Source organism: Sphingomonas sp. Leaf37, from assembly GCF_920939475.1.
Classification (GTDB): Bacteria; Pseudomonadota; Alphaproteobacteria; order Sphingomonadales; family Sphingomonadaceae; genus Sphingomonas.
In genome coordinates this window covers 891,345-911,008 of sequence record NZ_CAKLAX010000001.1, presented here as the reverse complement: position 1 = coordinate 911,008, position 19,664 = coordinate 891,345, and the positions used below count along the sequence as shown (strand labels likewise).

14 protein-coding genes are annotated in these 19,664 nt (G+C 67.0%); 8 read left to right on the top strand and 6 right to left on the bottom strand.

Translation table 11 applies throughout. The features are described from left to right. Window positions 1-15 precede the first annotated feature (15 nt). From LRA87_RS04215 to msrB, 4 genes are all read left to right on the top strand, one after another. On the top strand, window positions 16-957 hold the full coding sequence (locus LRA87_RS04215; RefSeq protein ID WP_443024838.1) for an ABC transporter ATP-binding protein: 942 nt from the start codon (window positions 16-18) through the stop codon (window positions 955-957). Next, window positions 954-2,177, top strand: a complete 1,224-nt coding sequence (locus LRA87_RS04210) for an ABC transporter permease (protein WP_230629498.1) — start codon at window positions 954-956, stop codon at window positions 2,175-2,177. Before LRA87_RS04215 ends, LRA87_RS04210 begins: the two co-directional genes overlap by 4 nt. Before the next feature lie 93 nt (window positions 2,178-2,270). Then, the gene (locus LRA87_RS04205) at window positions 2,271-3,506 is read left to right on the top strand and encodes a cytochrome P450 (protein WP_230629497.1); all 1,236 of its coding nucleotides are present in this window, start codon (window positions 2,271-2,273) and stop codon (window positions 3,504-3,506) included. 49 nt (window positions 3,507-3,555) lie between these two features. Further along, window positions 3,556-4,050 (top strand): peptide-methionine (R)-S-oxide reductase MsrB, encoded by a 495-nt coding sequence (gene msrB / locus LRA87_RS04200; RefSeq protein ID WP_230629496.1) that lies wholly within the window; start codon window positions 3,556-3,558, stop codon window positions 4,048-4,050. A 3-nt stretch (window positions 4,051-4,053) separates the two neighbouring features. On the opposite strand, the gene LRA87_RS04195 is transcribed toward msrB, so the two are convergent. Together LRA87_RS04195 and LRA87_RS04190 are read right to left on the bottom strand one after the other, a co-directional pair. Further along, window positions 4,054-4,596 (bottom strand): CHAP domain-containing protein, encoded by a 543-nt coding sequence (locus tag LRA87_RS04195; RefSeq protein ID WP_230629495.1) that lies wholly within the window; start codon window positions 4,594-4,596, stop codon window positions 4,054-4,056. A 239-nt stretch (window positions 4,597-4,835) separates the two neighbouring features. Beyond that, window positions 4,836-5,663: an SDR family NAD(P)-dependent oxidoreductase gene (locus LRA87_RS04190; protein ID WP_230629494.1), complete on the bottom strand. Its 828-nt coding sequence runs from the start codon at window positions 5,661-5,663 to the stop codon at window positions 4,836-4,838. 153 nt (window positions 5,664-5,816) lie between these two features. On the opposite strand from LRA87_RS04190, the gene LRA87_RS04185 reads away from it, so the two are divergent. Together LRA87_RS04185 and LRA87_RS04180 are read left to right on the top strand one after the other, a co-directional pair. Further along, entirely contained in the window at window positions 5,817-6,962 is a 1,146-nt protein-coding gene (locus LRA87_RS04185; RefSeq protein WP_230629493.1) for an acyl-CoA dehydrogenase family protein, read from the top strand. A 108-nt stretch (window positions 6,963-7,070) separates the two neighbouring features. Next, a complete protein-coding gene (locus LRA87_RS04180) occupies window positions 7,071-7,859 on the top strand; it encodes an SDR family oxidoreductase (RefSeq protein WP_230629492.1) in 789 nt (262 codons plus the stop codon). Between the two features lie 86 nt (window positions 7,860-7,945). Here LRA87_RS04180 and LRA87_RS04175 read toward each other — a convergent pair whose 3' ends face one another. From LRA87_RS04175 to LRA87_RS04165, 3 genes are all read right to left on the bottom strand, one after another. Continuing rightward, a complete protein-coding gene (locus LRA87_RS04175; protein ID WP_230629491.1) occupies window positions 7,946-9,283 on the bottom strand; it encodes a glycoside hydrolase 5 family protein in 1,338 nt (445 codons plus the stop codon). Window positions 9,284-9,316: 33 nt separating this feature from the next. Continuing rightward, window positions 9,317-9,862, bottom strand: a complete 546-nt coding sequence (locus LRA87_RS04170) for a hypothetical protein (protein WP_230629490.1) — start codon at window positions 9,860-9,862, stop codon at window positions 9,317-9,319. A gap of 82 nt (window positions 9,863-9,944) precedes the next feature. Continuing rightward, window positions 9,945-12,203, bottom strand: a complete 2,259-nt coding sequence (locus LRA87_RS04165) for an NADP-dependent malic enzyme (RefSeq protein WP_230629489.1) — start codon at window positions 12,201-12,203, stop codon at window positions 9,945-9,947. Window positions 12,204-12,360: 157 nt separating this feature from the next. On the opposite strand from LRA87_RS04165, the gene mutS reads away from it, so the two are divergent. Further along, complete coding sequence (gene mutS, locus LRA87_RS04160) at window positions 12,361-14,940, top strand: DNA mismatch repair protein MutS (protein ID WP_230629804.1); 2,580 nt, start codon at window positions 12,361-12,363, stop codon at window positions 14,938-14,940. 63 nt (window positions 14,941-15,003) lie between these two features. Next, window positions 15,004-17,748 (top strand): [protein-PII] uridylyltransferase, encoded by a 2,745-nt coding sequence (locus LRA87_RS04155; RefSeq protein WP_230629488.1) that lies wholly within the window; start codon window positions 15,004-15,006, stop codon window positions 17,746-17,748. Here the strand turns inward: LRA87_RS04155 and LRA87_RS04150 are convergent. Continuing rightward, window positions 17,745-19,508: a cation:proton antiporter gene (locus LRA87_RS04150; protein WP_230629487.1), complete on the bottom strand. Its 1,764-nt coding sequence runs from the start codon at window positions 19,506-19,508 to the stop codon at window positions 17,745-17,747. The genes LRA87_RS04155 and LRA87_RS04150 overlap by 4 nt on opposite strands. Between the last annotated feature and the right edge of the window lie 156 nt (window positions 19,509-19,664).

The window sequence follows — 19,664 nt, the reverse complement described above, 5'->3', positions numbered from 1 at the left end:
TACGGGCGGGATGCGATTTTGGCGGACGATCAAGCGGCGGTATTCGCCGAACATCTGGTGAAGCGTTTCGGCGATCGTCGCGTAGTCGACGGCGTCGACCTGTCGGTGCCGCGCGGTGCGATCTACGGCGTGCTGGGGCCGAACGGCGCAGGCAAGACGACGACGTTGCGGACGCTGCTGGGCATCATCGAACCCGACGAGGGCCGGCGATCGATCCTGGGCCATTTCTCCCCCCGCGAGGCAAGCGACCGCGTCGGTTACCTGCCGGAGGAACGTGGCCTGTATCCGTCGATGAAGGCGCGCGATGCGATCGCCTTCATGGGTGCCCTGCGCGGGCTGGATCGTCGCACCGGCCGGGCACGCGCAGCCGAGATGATGGAAGCGGCCGGGCTGGGCCACGCGATCGACGAGAAGATCAAGAAGCTGTCCAAGGGGATGGCCCAGCTCGTCCAGCTGCTGGGATCGGTGGTGCATCGCCCGGACCTGCTCGTCCTCGACGAGCCGTTCTCCGGGCTGGACCCGGTCAATCAGGAAAAGCTCGAGGCGTTGATCCTGGCCGAGCGGGATCGCGGTGCGACCGTCCTGTTCTCGACGCATATCATGGCCCATGCCGAGCGCGTGTGCGACCGGCTGGCGATCATCGCCGGCGGCAAGCGCCGGTTCGAGGGGACCGTGGACGATGCCCGCGGCACGCTGCCGAGCCAGGTCCGGTATCTGCCGACCCGTTCCGATGCCGCGGTGGCAACGGTGCTGCCGGATGACGCCGTGCCGGACGGCAACGGGGGCTGGCGGTTCCAGTTGCCGCGTGAAGGGATAGAGGGATTGCTGGTGACGCTGATCGAGCGCGGGTACGGCATCGGCGGATTGTCGATCGAACGGCCCAGCCTGCATGACGCCTTCGTCCGGATCGTCGGTCGCGATGCCGCGGGCGATGTCGTTCAGGAGACCGCAGCATGAGCCTCGCCCGTACGGTTCGTCAGGCGCTGACCATCGCCCGGCGCGATTTCATCGCCACGGTGTTCACGCCGATCTTCCTGCTGTTCCTGTTCGCCCCCGTCATCATGGGATCGTTCGGTGCCGTCGGCGGTCTGGGTGCGGCGAGCGTCGCGGACGGGCGGGCCGACAAGACGCGGATCGTCGCGATCGTGCCGGACGCGCAGGCGGAAACCATCGCCGCCGCCGACACCCGGTTGCGCAGCGTGTTTCGACGCGGCGAGGAAGCGCCGCCGGGACTGACCACGCTGCGCCCCGCCGGCGATGCCGCCGCGCAGGCGCGGGCCGCATTCGCCGCCAAGGATTACGAGGCGACCGCCGTGCTCTATGGCTCGCTCGACAGGCCGCAGGTCCTCTATGGCCCGCGCGGCCGCCGCGCCGCGGACTATCTGGCACTGCTTGCTGCGGAAACGCTCGCCGCCGACCGGCTGAACGGCAACGTACCGCAGGTGAATGCGGTGAAGACGGCGATGGAACGGCCGGGCGGGTCGATGGGCAATCGCCGCCAGTCGGCGTCGTTCGCCGTTTTCGGTGTCTTCCTGCTCAACCTGTTCCTCGCCAGCCAGGTCGTCGGCACGATGGCCGAAGAGCGCAACAACAAGGTGATCGAGGTGCTCGCCGCCGCCGTGCCGCTGGAAAGCGTGTTCCTCGGCAAGCTGCTCGGCATGTTCGGCGTCGCGATCCTGTTCGTCTGTTTCTGGGGGACGATCATCGCGAAGCTGGGATCGCTGCTGCCGCCGGAAGTGGCATCGGCGCTCGCCATTCAGGCCGCGGTCGGCATGCCGGCGTTCGTCGCGCTGTTCGTCACCTATTTCACGATGGCGTATCTGTTGCTGGGTTCCGCATTCCTCGTCGTCGGCGCACAGGCGTCGACGCCGCGCGAAATCCAGATGCTGGCGCTGCCGATATCCGTCCTGCAGATGGGCATGCTGGCACTGGCGCTGGCCGGGACCGCGCGGCCGGGCAGCTGGATCGCGACGCTGGCCGAGATGTTCCCGCTCTCCTCGCCGTTCGCAATGGCCGGTCGCGCGGCGACGTCGCCCGAATTGTGGCCCCACATCGCGGCGATCGCGTGGCAATTGCTGTGGGTATCGATCTTTATCACGCTCGGGGCACGGCTGTTCCGTCGCGGCGTGTTGCAGTCGGGCAGTGCCAAGCCGTTCTGGAAACGCGCGCGCGGGTAGCGCATCCCGCGCGCATGTCGTCGCTTCGACGTAGTCAATTGACATAGGTGTCAGTTGGGTATCTCCTCCCGGCAAAAGAGCAGGAGAGAGATCATGGCGACCCTGATGCAGCCGGCGGACGTGCAGGTGGATCCGCTCGACGTCAGCCGCGCCGAACTTTACCGCGACGACCGATGGCAGGCGCCGTTCGCCCGATTGCGGGCCGAGGCGCCGGTCCATTATTGCGAACACAGCGACTACGGCCCGTATTGGTCGATCTCGACCTACAAGCCGATCGTCGAGGTCGAATCGCTCCCGGAACTCTATTCGTCGGAGATCGGCGGCATCACGCTGGCCGATTTCATCCCGGAACGCGACGTCCGCATGCCGATGTTCATCGCACGCGACCGGCCGGTCCACACCGCCCAGCGCCGGACGGTGGCGCCCGCGTTCACGCCGTCGGAGATGACGCGGATGAGCGACGACATCCGGCAGCGCACCGCCGAACTGCTCGACGGCCTGCCGTGGAATACCCGTTTCGACTGGGTCGATACGGTGTCGATCGAACTGACCACGCAGATGCTGGCGATCCTGTTCGACTTTCCGTGGGAAGACCGGCGCAAGCTGACCTTCTGGTCGGACTGGGCGGGCGATATCGAGCTGATCAAGAACGAGGAACTGCGCAAACAGCGGCTCGGACACATGTACGAATGCGGTGCTTATTTTCAGCAGCTCTGGAACGGCAAGGTCGGCAAGCCGCAGACGCCCGACCTGATCAGCATGATGATCCATTCGGACGCGATGAGCCACATGGATCATTTCGAATTCATCGGAAACCTGATCCTGCTGATCGTCGGTGGCAACGACACGACACGCAATACGATGTCCGCCCTCGCCTATGGCCTCGACCGGTTTCCCGACAGCCGTGCAAAGCTGGAAGCGGACCCTGCCCTGATCCCCAACGCGACGCAGGAGATCATCCGCTGGCAGACGCCGCTCGCGCACATGCGGCGGACGGCGACCCGCGATACCGAATTGATGGGACGGACCATCCGCGAGGGCGACAAGCTGGCGCTCTGGTATCTGTCGGCCAACCGCGACGAAAGCGTGTTCGGGCCCGATGCCGATGCCATCGTCGTCGATCGGCCCAACGCGCGGCGGCATCTCGCATTCGGCCACGGTATCCACCGCTGCGTCGGCGCGCGTCTTGCCGAGATGCAGATCGGTATCCTGCTGGAAGAGTTGGCGAAGCGGCGGATGCGCGTGAACGTCGTCGGCGAACCGACCCGCGTCGCCGCCTGCTTCGTCCACGGCTATCGCCAGTTGCCCGTCGAGATCAGCCGCTACTGATCTGCCCGCCGGGGATGCGGACGGGGGCGGCGGTGCCTATATCCCCCGTATGGTTCATGTTTCCGATCGCCGCTCGTTCCTAACCCTCGCTGTCAGCGGTCTGGCGGGTGTCGCCCTGTGGGGTTGCCGCAGCGCGCCCGCCGCCGCGGCCGAACGCTATCCCGTGCAGATGAGCGACGCCCAATGGCGCAAGAAGCTGGGCGATGCGGCGTGGAGCGTGCTGCGCCATGAGAGCACCGAGCGGCCGTATTCCAGCCCGCTCAACGGAGAGCATCGCACCGGCACCTTCGCCTGCAAGGGCTGCGCGCTGCCGTTGTTCTCGTCCAGAACCAAGTTCGAAAGCGGAACCGGCTGGCCCAGCTTCTGGGCGCCGCTGCCCAATGCGGTCGCGACCACGACGGATCGTTCGTTGCTGATGGAGCGCGTAGAGGTCCATTGCCGGCAATGCGGCGGACATCTGGGCCATGTGTTCGACGATGGCCCCAAGCCGACCGGCAAGCGTTATTGCATGAACGGCGTGGCGATGACCTTCAAGCCAGCCTGAAGCTCATTCACCCGCGGTGGGGATGACGGGCACCGCCGCGACGGTCGCGATCACGTTGGTATCCGCCATCGGTGCTGCGTCGTTCACCGGCGCATGATCCGAATAGATGAAGCCGTTGGTCGGGTAGCTGGAGGTGCCGAGCCCGCCGAGCGGTCCGTACCACACCTTCACCTCGCTCCAGTCGCCGGCAGCGGAAACGTCGATCGCCCGCACGTTGCGTTCGATCGCACCGGGCCGCGACCAGTTGGCGTGGGTCAGCAGGACTTCGCGATCGCTGACGACCTGCGACACCATCGCGACGTGACCAACACGCATGCGACGGGTGGACTGGAAGGCGAGTACGGCGCCAACCTTGGGCGCATGACCGCGAGCGTATTTGCCGGCGGCCTGGCCCCACCACGTGTTGGCGTTGCCATGGATGGAGATGCCCGAAATCTCGCGAGCATAAGGTGCGCACTGCCAGAACTGGGCCATCGCAGGTGTGGCCGTCATCAGGCCGCACGAAACCACCAGCGCAAAGCGCGCCGCCAACGTCTTCACAGTCATTTGCTGACCCCCCGGTCAAAACCCGTTCGTCGAGGATGTCGCTAGCCGGGGTTATTCTTTTCTCCAATGGCCGCGGGAACCATAAGAGACGAACGGTGTTTGCGCGCCGACCAGACGAAGATGCGATGTTCCTGTCGCTCGCCTGAACGGGCGGAACTACCGGGAATAGGTCAGTCGGCCTGTCCCGGGCAGCCGCCGCGCTGCGGGTGTCGCGACCGGGCTGCGTGCGCCGGCGCCGTTCATCGCATCGCCGCCAGCGCGGAAAGCAACGACGATTCGGCTGGATCCCAGCTTGCGCGCGTACCCAATGTCAGGCCGCCATCGACCAGTATGTGGGTGCCCGTGACGAACGCCGCATCATCGCTGGCCAGGAAGGCGACGGCGGCGGCGACATCCTCTGGCCGGCCGGCGCGCGCGACCGGCTGCGCCCTGGCGGCGTTGCGCGCGATCATGGCATCCGCCTGCGTACGCCGGTCGGCGTCGAGATCGAGGTTGCGCGTGAAGATGCCGGTGAGGATGAAACCCGGCACCACCGCATTGACGCGTATCCGCGCGGCGGCCAGATCGGCCGCGGCCAGCTTCGTCAGGTGCAGCACCCCGGCCTTGGCGGTCGAATAGGCCGTCGGCGCATAACCGGTGCCGAGCGCCGATACCGATGAGGTGTTGACGATCGCGCCGCCGCCCCGCCTGGCGATCAGCGGCGCCGCAAAGCGGATCCCGAGCGCCACCGAACGCAGCAGCAGCGCCATCGTCCGGTCCCAATCCTCCGCCGCGATATCGCCGATCCGCTCGCGCGCGCCGCCGGCGCCGGCGTTGTTGAACACGATGTCGAGCCCGCCCCCCGCATCGGCTGCGTGCATCAACGCCTCGATCTGGGCCGCGTCGGTGACATCGGTGGGATGGAAGGCGATCGCGCCGCCGGAACGGGCGGCCAACGCCTCCCCTGCCTCCCGGTCGATGTCGCCGATCAGCACCTGCGCGCCCTCGTCCGCGAGTCTCAGCGCCGTCGCGCGCCCGATGCCCGATGCGCCGCCGGTGACGACCGCGCGTTTACCTGCAAATCGCATCCTGGCTCCTGACCTTTTCACCGATGATAGTATGGTGTTCCTCATCGTCAACGCTGTCGAATTTGAATTTCGGGTTTGCGCGCGCCGGCGGCGCGATCTACCCAGGGGCGACGACATGACCGGCCCCGTACGGGGTATTGCACTGGAAGCGACATGGCCCTCGATCCCGAGACATTCGACGCGTTGATCGACACCGTCCGGCGCTTCGTCGCCGAACGCCTTCGCCCGCTGGAAGCGGATGTCGAGGCTGCCGATGCGATCCCGGACACCGTCATCGCCGAGATGAAGGAGATGGGCCTGTTCGGGCTGTCGATCGCGGAGGAATACGGCGGCCTCGGCCTGAACATGGTCGAGGAATGCCGTGTCGCGATCGAAATGGGGCGGACGACGCCCGCCTTTCGCTCCAGCTTCGGCACCAACGTCGGCATCGGCAGTCAGGGCCTCGTCATGGCCGGGACGGCGGAACAGAAGGCCGACTGGCTGCCGCGGATCGCGAGCGGCGAGGTCGTCACCAGCTTCGCCCTCACCGAGCCGGACGTCGGCAGCGATTCCGGGTCGGTGAAGACGCGGGCGGTGAGGGACGGCGACGTGTATCGGCTGTCCGGCACGAAGCGCTACATCACCAATGCCGACAAGGCGCAGCTGTTCACCGTCATGGCCCGCACCGGCGATGAGAAGGGCGCGCGGGGCGTCTCCGCCTTTCTCGTACCCAGGGACCTGCCCGGCATCACCATCGGCGAACCCGAGAAGAAGATGGGGCAGAAGGGCGCGAAGGTCGCCGACGTGCATTTCGACGACGTCCCCGTTCCCGCTGCCAACCGGCTGGGCGCGGAGGGCGAAGGGTTCAAGATCGCGATGCGGGTGCTCGATCGCGGCCGGCTGCACATCAGCGCGGTCTGCGTCGGGGTTGCGGAGCGGCTGATCGCGGACAGCGTCGCCTATGCCGGCAGTCGCAGCCAGTTCGGCCAGCCGATCGCCAACCACCAGCTGATCCAGGGCATGATCGCCGACATGAAGACCGAAGCGCTGGTCGCCCGCGCGATGGTGCTGGAAACCGCGGCTACCAAGGATCGCGGCGAGGATGTCGTGCTGGAATCGGCGGCCGCGAAGTATTTCGCCAGCGAGATGGTGGGACGCGTCGCCGACAAGGCGGTGCAGATCTACGGCGGCGCCGGCTACATCGCGGATTACGGCATCGAACGGCTGTACCGCGACGTCCGGCTGTTCCGCATCTACGAGGGCACCAGCCAGATCCAGCAGGTCATCATCGCCCGCGAGACGATGAAGCGCGGCGGGTGATCTGACGTCCGTTGCCCCAGCGCAGGCTGCCCCCCCCCCCCACGCATGCGCCATCGCACATCGCGACAAGACCCCAGCCTGCGCTGGGGTGACGATTTGGAGACATTCATGGACACCACCACCCTCTTCCGCCTCGACGGCAAGGTCGCGCTCGTCACCGGGGGGAGTCGCGGGATCGGCAAGATGATCGCCGCTGGCTTCATCGCGCAGGGGGCGAAGGTCTATATCTCGTCGCGCAAGGCGGGCGCGTGCGAGGATGCCGCCGCGGAACTCGGACCGAATTGCATCCCCCTGCCCCAAGACGTCAGCACCGTCGCCGGCTGCAAGGCGCTCGCCGCGCAACTGGCCGGGCATGAGCAACGGCTCGACATCCTCGTCAACAATGCCGGCGCAGCGTGGGGCGTGCCGTTCGAGGAGTTTCCGGAGAGCGGCTGGGACAAGGTGATGGACCTCAACGTCAAATCGCCGTTCTTCCTGACGCAGGCGCTGCATCCCGCGTTGAAGGCCGCGGGTACGCCGGGGCGACCGGCCAAGGTGATCAACATCACCTCGATCGACGGACAGCGGCTCAACCCGTGGGAAACCTACAGCTATCACGCGTCGAAATCGGCGCTGATCTATCTCACCAAGCGGATGGCGGCGCGGCTGGTGAAGGATGCGATCAACGTCACCTCGATCGCGCCGGGGGCGTTCCCGAGCGAGATGAACAAGGCGGCGCGCGACCATGGCGATGCGATCGCGCGCGGCATTCCCGCCGGGCGGATCGGGACGGACGAGGACATGGCGGGCGCGGCGATCTATCTCGCCAGCCGCGCCGGGGATTACGTGGTGGGCGAAACGATCACCGTCGACGGCGGGCTGGTGCATGCCGCGCTGGGGACGAGCATCGACGCCTAGCCCCCAAACCGTCACCCCAGCGTAGGCTGGGGTCTTCCGCGGCTAAAGACCCCAGCCTACGCTGGGGTGACGGTTCTCGGTTGGAGTCACCCCGCCAGCGCCGCCGCGTGCGCCTTGATCACCGCCATGGTGCTCGCGTCGCTATCGAACACCCCGTACCAGCCCTGCGGCTCGTGCGGGGGGTCGCCCATGTAGCCGAGATCGCCGCGCACGAAGCGATAGTCGGCATGCGGCGTCCGCGCCTCGCCGTTCCACGCCCAGAAGTTGGAACCGGCGAGCGGTCCACCGGCGGCAGTGTCCGCTTCGACCGCCGCGTAGATCTGGCGATAGAAGCGGTCCTTGAACGTCGTGGCGATCTTCGGATCGTAAGCGGTCGCGCCATCGCGGGGATAGCCGAACTCCTCGATCACCAACGGCTTGCCGAGCTGGCGGGCCAGCCGGACGTGGGCCGCGATATAGTCGGCGACCTTGGCGGAGCCGGCGTCATAGGTGGTGGCGAGATTGCCCGCGTCCATCCAGCTCCAGTTGTTAGGCCAGATGTGCGTCGTCATGTAATCGATCGCGGGCGAGCGATGCGCGTCGAGCACGACGTCTTCGCGCTCGATCGAGCCCTTCAGCCCCTCCGACCCGGTGGTCACCAGATGATGACCATCGAGCGCCTTGATGTACCGCGCCGTCTCGTCGATCCAGCGGTAGAAGTTGGGCAGGTTCGGCACCGCGACCGCATCCGATCCACCGGGGCGCGGTTCGTTGGCGAGCTGCCATGCCATGATCGTCGGATCGTCGGCATAGGCCACGCCGGTGACGCTGTTGGTCCGCTGCACCACCGCCTTGATGTAATCGCGCAGCAGCGTCTGGGCGGGGCGGCTGGTGTAGAAAGCGGCGTTGCGATCCGGAAATTCCGGCCATGGATGTGCGGGATCGTTCATGTTGATGAAGTTGCCGCCGTTGACCCACGACAGGTAGGTCATCATCCCGCCGGACCATTCCCAGAAATTGGCGAGGTAGACGATGGCGGTCATGTCGCGCTTCGCCATTTCGGCAAGCGTCCAGTCGAGGCCCTTCAGCAAATCTTCGTTGTAGCTGCTGCCCTTGCCGCGGAAGCCCGGCGTAATCGAGTTCTTCAGCGGCGATTCCTCCGCCGAACCGATGATGCGGAGGTTACGGACACCGAGCGCCTGTAGCCGGTCGAGTTCGCGCCCCAGCCGCGCACGGTTGCCATAGGCGGTGTCCGCGCCCAGCCATGCGCCATACCAGACGTTGGCACCGGCGTAGCGATAGGGCTTGCCGTCGCGCACGAAGTGCAGGCCGTCGACACCGACGAAGCGGGACGGTGCCGTGCCGGCGGTGCCGGGACGCACGGGCGTCGCGCAACCGGCGACCAGCGTCGCGCCCCCAACGATGATCGAACGCCGGTCAAACATGGATAATTCCTTCAAGGATAGCGGGCACGCGGATCAACCGCCTTTGCCGAGATCGAGTACGAAGATCGGGCCGAATTCGAACACCGCCTTGGCCCCGCCGAGGTGCAGCGACACCATCGCCGCGCCGGTCGCGGCATCGCTGGCCGCGACCCCGGTGACCTGTTGCAACTTCCATTCGCGCCCTACGGCCGCAGAACCGGTGACGATCGGCGTGTAAGGCGTGGCGGCCATCGCAACCCCGGCGAAGGGGATGGACGCGGTGGCGTCGCCCGCCAGCTTCGGCGCGCGCGCCCAGAAAGCGACGACGATCCTGTCCCCCCTTGCGATCGGCTTGGCGATCGGGGAACTGGCGCCGACATCCCAGACGTTGCCGCCGGTCGCGGTGACGACGACCTGGAGCGCACGTCCGCCGACGACATCCGCCTTCACCGGCTTGTTGGTCTGCCCCGCGCCATAGACGCTATAGGCGACGCCCGGCGTGTTGATCGCTTTTTGCAGGATATCGCCGGTCTGTGCCGATCCGGTCGGCACCGATGCCAGCGCGGTCACGCCCAGCGCAGCGTACAGCAACCCCCTCATAAGCTCTCTCCTGTCTCCCGCGGTCTCGAAGCCGCGGGAGATATGGAAAGCAATTTTATTTAATATGCAAGCGGAAGCGGTATCAGCGGGCGATACCACCCGCCGCGAGCACCGCAAGCGTCACCAATTCGCTGGCGGTCGAGGTCATCGGCGCGATCTGCACCGGCTTTTCCATGCCGATCAGCATCGGGCCGATGACATTGTCGCCGCCCAGTTCGCGCAACAGCTTGGCCGAGATATGCGCGGATTGCAGGCCCGGCATGATCAGGATGTTGGCGGGCCCGGACAGGCGCGCGAACGGATAGTTCTTCATCTGCTTCGGGTTGAGCGCGACGTCGGGCGGCATCTCGCCTTCATATTCGAAGCCGACCTTGCGGCGGTCGAGCACCGACACGGCGTCGCGGATGTTATCGACCCACGCGCCCTTCGGATTGCCGAAGGTCGAATAGCTGAGCATCGCGACGCGCGGTTCGTGGCCCATGCGGCGCGCGACCTGCGCGGTCTGTTCGGCGAAGTCCGCCAGTTGTTCGCCGGTCGGACGTTCGTTGACCGTGGTGTCGGCGATGAAGACGGTGTGGCTCTGCCCGACGAGGACGTGGATGCCGAACGGGGTGCGACCCGCCTCCGGATCGATGACGCGCTTCACCTGACGCATCGATTCCGCCCAGGTGCGGGTGATGCCGGTGATCATCGCATCCGCTTCGCCGAGCTGGAGCAGCGCCGCGCCGAACACGTTGCGATCCTGGTTGATCATCCGCTCGACATCGCGGCGCAGGTAACCACGCCGCTGGAGCCGGGCGTAGACGAAATCGACCATCTTCGGGACCAGCGGCGAATGGCGGCTGTTGTGGACCTCATACTCCTGCGGATTGGTCACACCCAATGCCTTCAGGCGATCGTAGACGTCGTCGCGACCGACCAGCACCGGGGTGCCATAGCCGCCTTCCTTGAACGAGATCGCGGCGCGCAGCACTACCTCTTCCTCGCCCTCGGCGAACAGCACGCGCTTCGGCCGCGCACGTGCGCCTTCATAGGCGAGGCTGAGCACCGAGGTCGTCGGGTTGAGCCGTGCGCGCAGCGACTGGCGATACGCCTCCATGTCGAGGATCGGCTTGAGCGCGATGCCGGAATCCATCGCCGCCCTGGCGACGGCGGTCGGTACGATCTCCATCAGCCGCGGATCGAACGGCGACGGGATGATATATTCGGGGCCGAAGCTGTGCTGCACACCATAAGCGACCGCCACCTCCTCCGGCACGCGCTGGCGGGCCAGTTCGGCGATGGCGTTCGCCGCGGCGATCTTCATCGCGTCGTTGATGCCGGTCGCCCGCACGTCGAGCGCACCGCGGAAGATGAAGGGGAAGCAGATCACGTTGTTGATCTGGTTGGGATAATCCGATCGACCGGTGGCGACAATCGCATCGGGACGCGCCGCCTTGGCCAGCTCCGGGCGAATTTCCGGTTCGGGATTTGCCATCGCGAAGATGATCGGGGATGGGGCCATATGCTCGACCATCTCGGGCTTGAGCGCGCCCGCGGCGGACAGGCCGAGGAACACGTCGGCACCCGCCAGCGCCTCGGTCAGCGTCCGACGGTCGGTGTTCGCCGCATGCGCCGACTGCCACTGGTTCACGTCGTCGCGGCCTTGATAGATCACGCCGGCCTTGTCGCACATGATGACGTTGTCGTGGCGTACGCCCATCGCCTTCATCAATTCGGTACAGGCGATCGCCGCCGCGCCGGCACCGTTGACGACGAGCCGCACGTCCTGCAGCTTTCTGCCGGTCAGCAGGCAGGCGTTGATGAGCCCGGCCGAGGCGATGATCGCGGTGCCGTGCTGGTCGTCATGGAAGACCGGGATGTTCATCCGTTCGCGCAGCGTCTGCTCGATGATGAAGCATTCGGGCGCCTTGATATCCTCAAGGTTGATGCCGCCGAAGGTCGGTTCCATCAGCTCGACCGCGTCGATGAAGCGGTCGACGTCCTCCGTCTTCAGCTCGATATCGATCGAATCGACGTCGGCGAACCGCTTGAACAGCACCGCCTTGCCCTCCATCACCGGCTTCGATGCGAGCGCGCCGAGATTGCCCATGCCGAGGATCGCGGTGCCGTTGGAGATGACCGCGACGAGGTTGCCCTTTGCGGTGTAATCGTAGGCGGTTGCGGGGTCGTCGGCGATCGCCTGAACCGGCACGGCGACGCCCGGCGAATAGGCGAGCGCGAGGTCGCGCTGGGTTGCCATCGGCTTCGAAGCGATGATCTCGAGCTTGCCGGGACGCCCCTCCGAATGGAACAGCAGCGCCTCGCGCTCGGAGAATTGGATGGACGCTTCGTCGGACATGGGACCTCGCTGACGGGCTGACGCTACGGCTCTTGACCGTTTCGGACGGGGCTTTCAACCCGCGCTGGTCAGCGATGCGGTCGTTCGCCGCCTTGCCTGAATATGGCGAGCGGCTATCAGACCGTCGATGGCGACTCTCGCGACCACCCCTACCCCCATGATGGCCCAATACCTCGGGCTGAAGGCCGAGGCGGAGGATTGCCTGCTGTTCTATCGCATGGGCGATTTCTTCGAATTGTTCTTCGACGATGCGCGGATCGCGGCGCAGGTGCTCGACATCGCGCTGACGTCGCGCGGCGAGCATGAGGGCGAGAAAATCCCGATGTGCGGCGTGCCGGTGCATGCCTCCACCGCCTATCTCCAGCGGCTGATCAAGGCGGGGCACCGCGTCGCCATCGCCGAACAGACCGAGACGCCCGCCGAGGCCAAGGCACGAGGCGGCTACAAGGCGCTGGTGTCGCGCGGGATCGTCCGGGTGGTTACCGCGGGGACGCTGACCGAGGAGGCGCTGCTCGACGCGCGGCAAGACAATTGGTGCGTCGCGATCGGCGAGGCGGCGGGTGCGGTGGCGCTGGCCGCTGCGGACGTGTCGACCGGGCGGTTCGAGGTGATCGACTGTTCCGTCGATGCACTCGGTGCGGAGCTTGCGCGGCTGGCTGCGGCCGAAGTGGTTGCGTCCGAGGCGGGCGACCAGGCGCATGCGGCAACGACGCTGCGGCCGAAACAGGGGTTCGACAGCGGCGGCGGCGAGACGCGACTGAAGGCGCTGTTCGGCGTGGCGACGCTCGACGGCTTCGGCCAGTTCAGCCGGGCGGGACTGGCGGCGGCGGGCGGGTTGGTCGCCTATCTGGAGCATACCGCCAAGGGTGCCCTGCCCTTCCTGCGACCGCCGCGCCTGACGCAGGCGGCGGAGACGATGGCGATCGATGCGGCGACGCGCGACAGCCTCGAGCTGACCTGCACCACCGGCGGGCAGCGCAAGGGCAGCCTGCTCGATTGCATCGACCGGACGGTGACCGGCGCGGGCGCGCGGCTGCTGGCGAGCGACCTCGGTGCGCCGCTGATGGACAAGGCGGCGATTGATGCTCGGCTCGATCTGGTGCAGTATTTCCATGATGCCGGTGGACAGCGCGAGCAGGTTCGTGCCGCGTTGCGGGCGTTGCCGGATATCGGTCGCGCGATCGGGCGGCTGGCGGCGGGACGTGGGTCCCCGCGCGATCTCGGGCAGTTGCGCGATGGTCTCGATGGTGCGTGGCATCTCGGCGAGCGGCTGGGCAGGATCGATGCGCCGCTGGCGCTGCTGGACCGCGTCGCGCCGCGCTTGCGCGGTCATGGCGCGCTGATCGACCTGCTCAAGCGTGCGCTGGTGCCGTCGCCGCCGATCGAGGCGAGCGATGGCGGGTATATCGCCGCGGGCTACGACCTCGCGCTCGACGATCTGCGCGATGCCGGCGCAGGCGGGCGACGCGCGATCGCGACGCTGGAGGCGGAGTTCAAGACCGCCACCGGCATTACCGCGCTCAAGATCCGCCACAACAACGTGCTGGGCTACCATGTCGAGGTGCCGGCCCGCGCCGCCGACCCGCTGATGCAGCCCGACAGCGGCTTCACCCATCGCCAGACGCTGGCCGGTGTGGTCCGCTTCAACACGCCGGCGCTGCATGAGGTCGCCGCGCGCGTATCGCAGGCGGGAGATCATGCGCTCGCCGCGGAAGCCGCGCATCTGGAAGAACTCACCGCCGCCGCCCTCGCCCACCGCGAGGCGATCGCCGCCACCGCCGATGCGCTGGCGCGGATCGACGTCGCCGCCGCGCTCGCCGAGCGGGCGGCGGAGGGGCAATGGGCGCGGCCGCATCTGGTCGACCACGCCTGTTTCGAGATCGCCGGCGGACGGCACCCCGTCGTGGAGGCGGCGGTGGCGAAGTCGGGCGACCGCTTCGTCGCCAACGATTGCGCGCTGTCGCCGGATTCGCGGCTGTGGCTGGTGACGGGTCCGAACATGGGCGGCAAGTCGACCTTCCTGCGCCAGAATGCGCTGATCGCGGTGCTGGCGCAGGCGGGCAGCTACGTGCCGGCGAGCAAGGCGACGTTGGGCCTCGTCGATCGACTGTTCAGCCGCGTCGGCGCGTCGGACAATCTGGCGCGCGGGCGATCGACCTTCATGGTCGAGATGGTCGAGACCGCGGCGATCCTGGCGCAGGCGACGCCGAACAGCTTCGTCATCCTCGACGAGGTCGGGCGTGGCACCAGCACCTATGACGGGCTCGCCATCGCCTGGGCGGTGGTGGAGGCGATCCACGAGGACAATCGCTGCCGTTGCCTGTTCGCCACGCACTACCACGAACTGACCCGGCTGGCGGAGCGCTGCGAGGCGCTGACGCTGCATCATGTGCGTGCACGCGAGTGGAAGGGTGAACTGGTGCTGCTGCACGAGCTGTCGCAGGGCCCCGCGGATCGCAGCTACGGGCTGGCAGTGGCGCGGCTGGCGGGGATGCCGCCGGCGACGGTGGCGCGGGCGAAGGCGGTGCTGGCCAAGCTGGAGGCGGGGCGCGCGAAGACCGGCGGGCTGGCGGCGGGGCTGGACGACCTGCCCCTGTTCGCCGCAGCGCAGGTGGCCGAAGAGGAGCAATGCGACGCGATCCGCAGCGAGGTGGAGGCGCTGGATGTAGACGCGCTGACCCCGCGCGAGGCGCTGGATACGCTATACCGGCTGAAGGCGCTCGCGCGGGAGGGCTGAATTCCGTCCACTCCCTCGTCTCCCCGGCTGTCCCCTTAACCATCCCGCCGCTATGACGCGGGCATGAACGGCCGCTTCGATCACATTCCCAACCGCCGCACGATCGTCGATCGGCGCGCGCTCGCCGAACGCATTGCTGCGATCGATGCCAGCGACGCCGCGTTGCGCGGTCAGGTCGCTGCGATGCTCAAGGTCGCCCTTGCCGACGGCCGCGCGGAGATCGAGCGACGCCTCGCCACGCATCCCTCTCGCGGACTCGAGGCCTCGAACGCGCAGGCGTATCTTACCGACGCGCTGCTCCGCGTGCTGTTCGACGTCGCGACGCAGCGGCTGCACCCGCTCGCCAATCCCACCTCCGGCGAACGCCTGACCCTCATTGCCGTCGGCGGCTACGGGCGGGCCGAGATGGCGCCCTATTCGGACGTCGACATCGGCTTCCTGACCCCCGCCAAACAGACGCCGTGGGCGGAACAGGTCATCGAATCGATGCTGTACGCGCTATGGGACATCGGGCTGAAGATCGGCCATTCCAGTCGATCGCTGGACGAGATGGTGCGCCAGGCGAAAGGCGACGTGACGATCCGCACCGCCTTGCTGGAGGCGCGCTACGTCACCGGGGACACCAGCCTGTACGACGAGGCGGCGAAGCGTTTCAAGGCGGAGGTGCAGCATGGCACCGAGCGCCAGTTCATCGCCGACAAGCTCGCCGAACGCGACGCGCGCCACCGCAAGATGGGCGACACCCGCTACGTCGTCGAGCCCAACGTCAAGGAGGGCAAGGGCGGCCTGCGCGACGTCCACGCGCTGTTCTGGATCGGCAAGTATATCCATGACGTACAGCGCGGTGCCGATCTGGTCGACGTCGGGCTGCTGACCAAAGCGGAATACAAGCTGTTCCACCGTGCCGATAATTTCCTGCAGGCCGTCCGCTGCCACCTGCACAGCGTCACGCGGCGGGCGGAGGACCGGCTGACCTTCGACGTGCAACGCGAGATCGCGACGCGGATGCGCTTTTCGGACCGTCCCGGCAAATCCGCGGTCGAACGCTTCATGCAATATTACTTTTTGCAGGCGAAGACGGTCGGCGATCTGACGGGGGTGTTCCTCGCGCATCTGGACGAGCGGTTCGCGGCACGCGGGCGGCGGTTCGGATTGCCGACGATCCGGCGGCGGCCCGGAAAGCTGCACGGCTTCGTACTCGATCGCGGGCGGCTGGCGCTGCCGCGCGACGATTATTTCATCGAGGACCCGGTCCGGCTGATCGAGATATTCCAGCTTGCCGACCTGCATGGCGTCGAGATCCATCCGCTGGCGATGCGCGCGGCCAACCGCGATGCCCGGCTGATCGCCCGGCACCGGCGCGATCCCCGCGCCAACGCGCTGTTCCTCGACGTGCTGACGAGCCCCCGCGACCCCGAGCTGGTGCTGCGCTGGATGAACGAGGCGGGCGTGTTCGGGCGGTTCGTGCCCGACTTCGGCCGGGTCGTCGCGCAAATGCAGTTCGACATGTACCATCATTACACCGTCGACGAGCATACCATCCGCGCGATCGGGTTGCTGGCGCGGATCGAAAGCGGGGCGCTGAAGGACGATCATCCGCTGTCGTCGGCGATCATCAAGCATATCCTGTCGCGGCGGGTGCTGTTCGTCGCGGTGCTGCTGCACGATATCGCGAAGGGACGCGGCGGCGATCATTCGATCCTGGGTGCGGAAGTCGCCGAGCGGCTGTGCCCGCGGTTCGGGCTGACCCCGGCCGAGACGGAGACGGTGGCGTGGCTGGTCCGCTGGCACCTGCTGATGTCGGCGACGGCCTTCAAACGCGATCTGAGCGATTTCAAGACGATCCTCGATTTCTGCGAGGTGGTGCAGAGCCCCGAGCGACTGCGGCTGCTGCTGGTGCTGACGATCGTCGATATCCGCGCGGTCGGTCCCGGCACGTGGAACGGATGGAAGCGGCAGTTGCTCGCCGACCTGTTCGAGGCAGCGGAAGAGGTGCTGCGGCTGGGTCACAAGCAGCGGGGACGGACGGAGCGGATCGCCACGCGGCAGGCCACGCTGCAAGCGACGCTGGGCTGGGACGTGGCGCGGTTCGATGCCTTCGTCCGCCGTTTTCCCGAAGCGTATTGGATCGCCGAACCCGACGATGTCCTTGCGCACAACGCCCGCTTCATCGCCGCGGCGGGCGACACGCCGCTATCGATCGACGCGCAGGTCTATTCGGAGCGCGGCGCGACGCTGGTGACGATCTACGCCGCCGACCACCCGGGTCTGTTCTATCGCATCGCCGGCGCAATCCACGTCGCGGGCGGCAACATCATCGACGCACGTATCCATACGACCCGGGACGGCATGGCGATCGACAATTTCCTGGTGCAGGACCCGTTCGGGCGGCCGTTCGACGACCTGGATCAGCTGGATCGGCTGAAGACCGCGATCGAGGATGCGCTGGCCAATCGCGGCAAGCTGGCGGATCGGCTGGTCGCCAAGCCGGCGCCGCGGACGCGGGCGGATGCGTTCGAGATCGAACCCAACGTGCTGATCGACAATCACGCGTCGAACCGGTTCACCGTGATCGAGGTCAACGCGCGCGATCGCCCGGCGCTGCTCAACCAGCTGGCGCAGGCGCTGTTCCAGTCGAAGGTGACGCTGCATTCGGCGCATGTCGCGACCTATGGCGAACGCGCCGTCGATACCTTCTACGTCACCGACCTGACCGGCGACCGGATCACCGCCACGCTGCGCCTGAAGACGCTGGAAAAGCGGCTGCGCATGGCCGCGGCGGGAGAGGCCATGGACGAGGCGGCCTAGACGGGCTCCGGAGGCGCGAAGGTGAGCATCGTATCGCCCGCCTCCACCACCGGGCGCTGCGTGGTCGAAAACAGCAGCAGTCGGCGATCGGGTTTCAGCACGGCCACCGGCTCCGCGCCCCGCGCCAGTCGCGCGCGATAGGCGTCGTAACCGAAGACGTCGGTGATCCGGGTGCGGCCAAAGCCCCATCCCGCGGTCACCCGGGTCTGCAATTCGTCGATCGTCTCGCCGTCTTCCAGCAGCACCCTGCCTCGCCCGCGGGCACGACGCTCCTCATCCATGCCGGTATGCGAAAGGCGGTCGGTGCCGACCTCCGGCCCCAGATCCGCGCAGACCAAAGCGTTGTACGAATCGCTGTCGGTGGCGGCGATGACATGCTGGAACTGGAGCATGTCGAGCGTATCCTGCGTAACCTCGTCGAGGATATCGCCACGATAGACCTCCAGCTCGCGCTTGCGGGCGGCGCGCAGCGCGAACTTGGCGGTATCCGCTACCGTGACCTTCAGCCCCATTCCCTGCAACGCCACGCCCAATGCCGTGGTGAAGGCGTTGGCGCCGACCAGCAGCACGCCTTCGCCCTTGCCCTTGTCGATCCCGAGCCGGCGCGCGACCCAGCCGGCGGAAAAGCCGTGCGCGAAGATCGTCGCGACCACCACGCCGAACACCAGCGGCACCAGCGCGTCGGCATCCTTCATCCCGAAATCGTCGAGCCGCAGCGCGAACAGGCTGGTGACGGCGATCGCCACCACGCCCCGCGGCGCGATCCACGCGACGAACAGCCGCTCGCGCCATGGCATGTTCGAGAACAGCAGGCTGGCCATCACCGTCACCGGCCGGACCACGAACAGCAGCAGGAACAGGAACACGAGGAAGCGCGCCTGGAACCGCTCGACGACGTTCCACTGCAACGTCGCCGACAGGATGATGAAGACGCCGGAGATCAGCAGGACGGCGAGGTCCTCCTTGAAATGCTTCAGCGCTGCCGTCGATTGCGTCGGCCGGTTGGCCATGACGACACCCATCACCGTTACGGTGATGAGGCCGGTCTCATGCTTGATCAGATCGGCGGCGACGAAGCCGGCGATCACCGCGACCAATACGCTGGGCGCCTTCAGATATTCGGGGATATAGCCGCGGCGGAACGCCGTGGTGATGCCGAAGCCCAGTCCGACGCCGATCAGACCCGCGATCAACGTCGCCGCCGCGACGTCGAAGCCGATCGCGATCGCGCTGCGATCCGGCCCGACATAGGTGATGTAGGCATAGATCGCGACGGCGAGCAGCGCACCGATCGGATCGTTGACGATCCCTTCCCACTTCAGCGTATCGCGGACGCGTGCCGGTACGCGCAACGTGCGCAGCATCGGCCCGATCACCGTCGGTCCCGTGACCACGAGAATGCCGCCGAACAGCGCCGAGATGCCGAGCGGCAGCCCCGCCCCATAAAAGGCCGCGGCGGTGCCGAGCACCCAGCCGACGGGGACGCCGATCAGCACCAGCCGCAGCACCGCCGATCCGGCATGGCGCAGGTCGCGGAAGTTGAGGCTGAGACCGCCTTCGAACAGGATGACGGCAACGGCCAGCTTGATGATCGGCTGTTGCAGCGCGCCGAAATCGCGTTGCGGGTCGATCAGCCCCGTGACGGGCCCGGCGAGCACGCCCGCGATCAGCATCAGCGCGATCGCCGGGCGGCCGGTGCGCCACGCGATCCACTGCGCGCCGATACCGAGCACGCCGATCAGCGCGAATTTCACCAGCATGGAATCGAAGATCAGCGGCTTTCCCCTTTGCCGAACCTAAATACCGGCACGGGATGGGGGTTCCGGTCGAGATCCGACAATCGCATTGCGATGCGGCGAAGCGCGACCGCGGCGAGCGCGTCTCCAAATGTAAAAAAAAGCCGACCGCATCGCTGC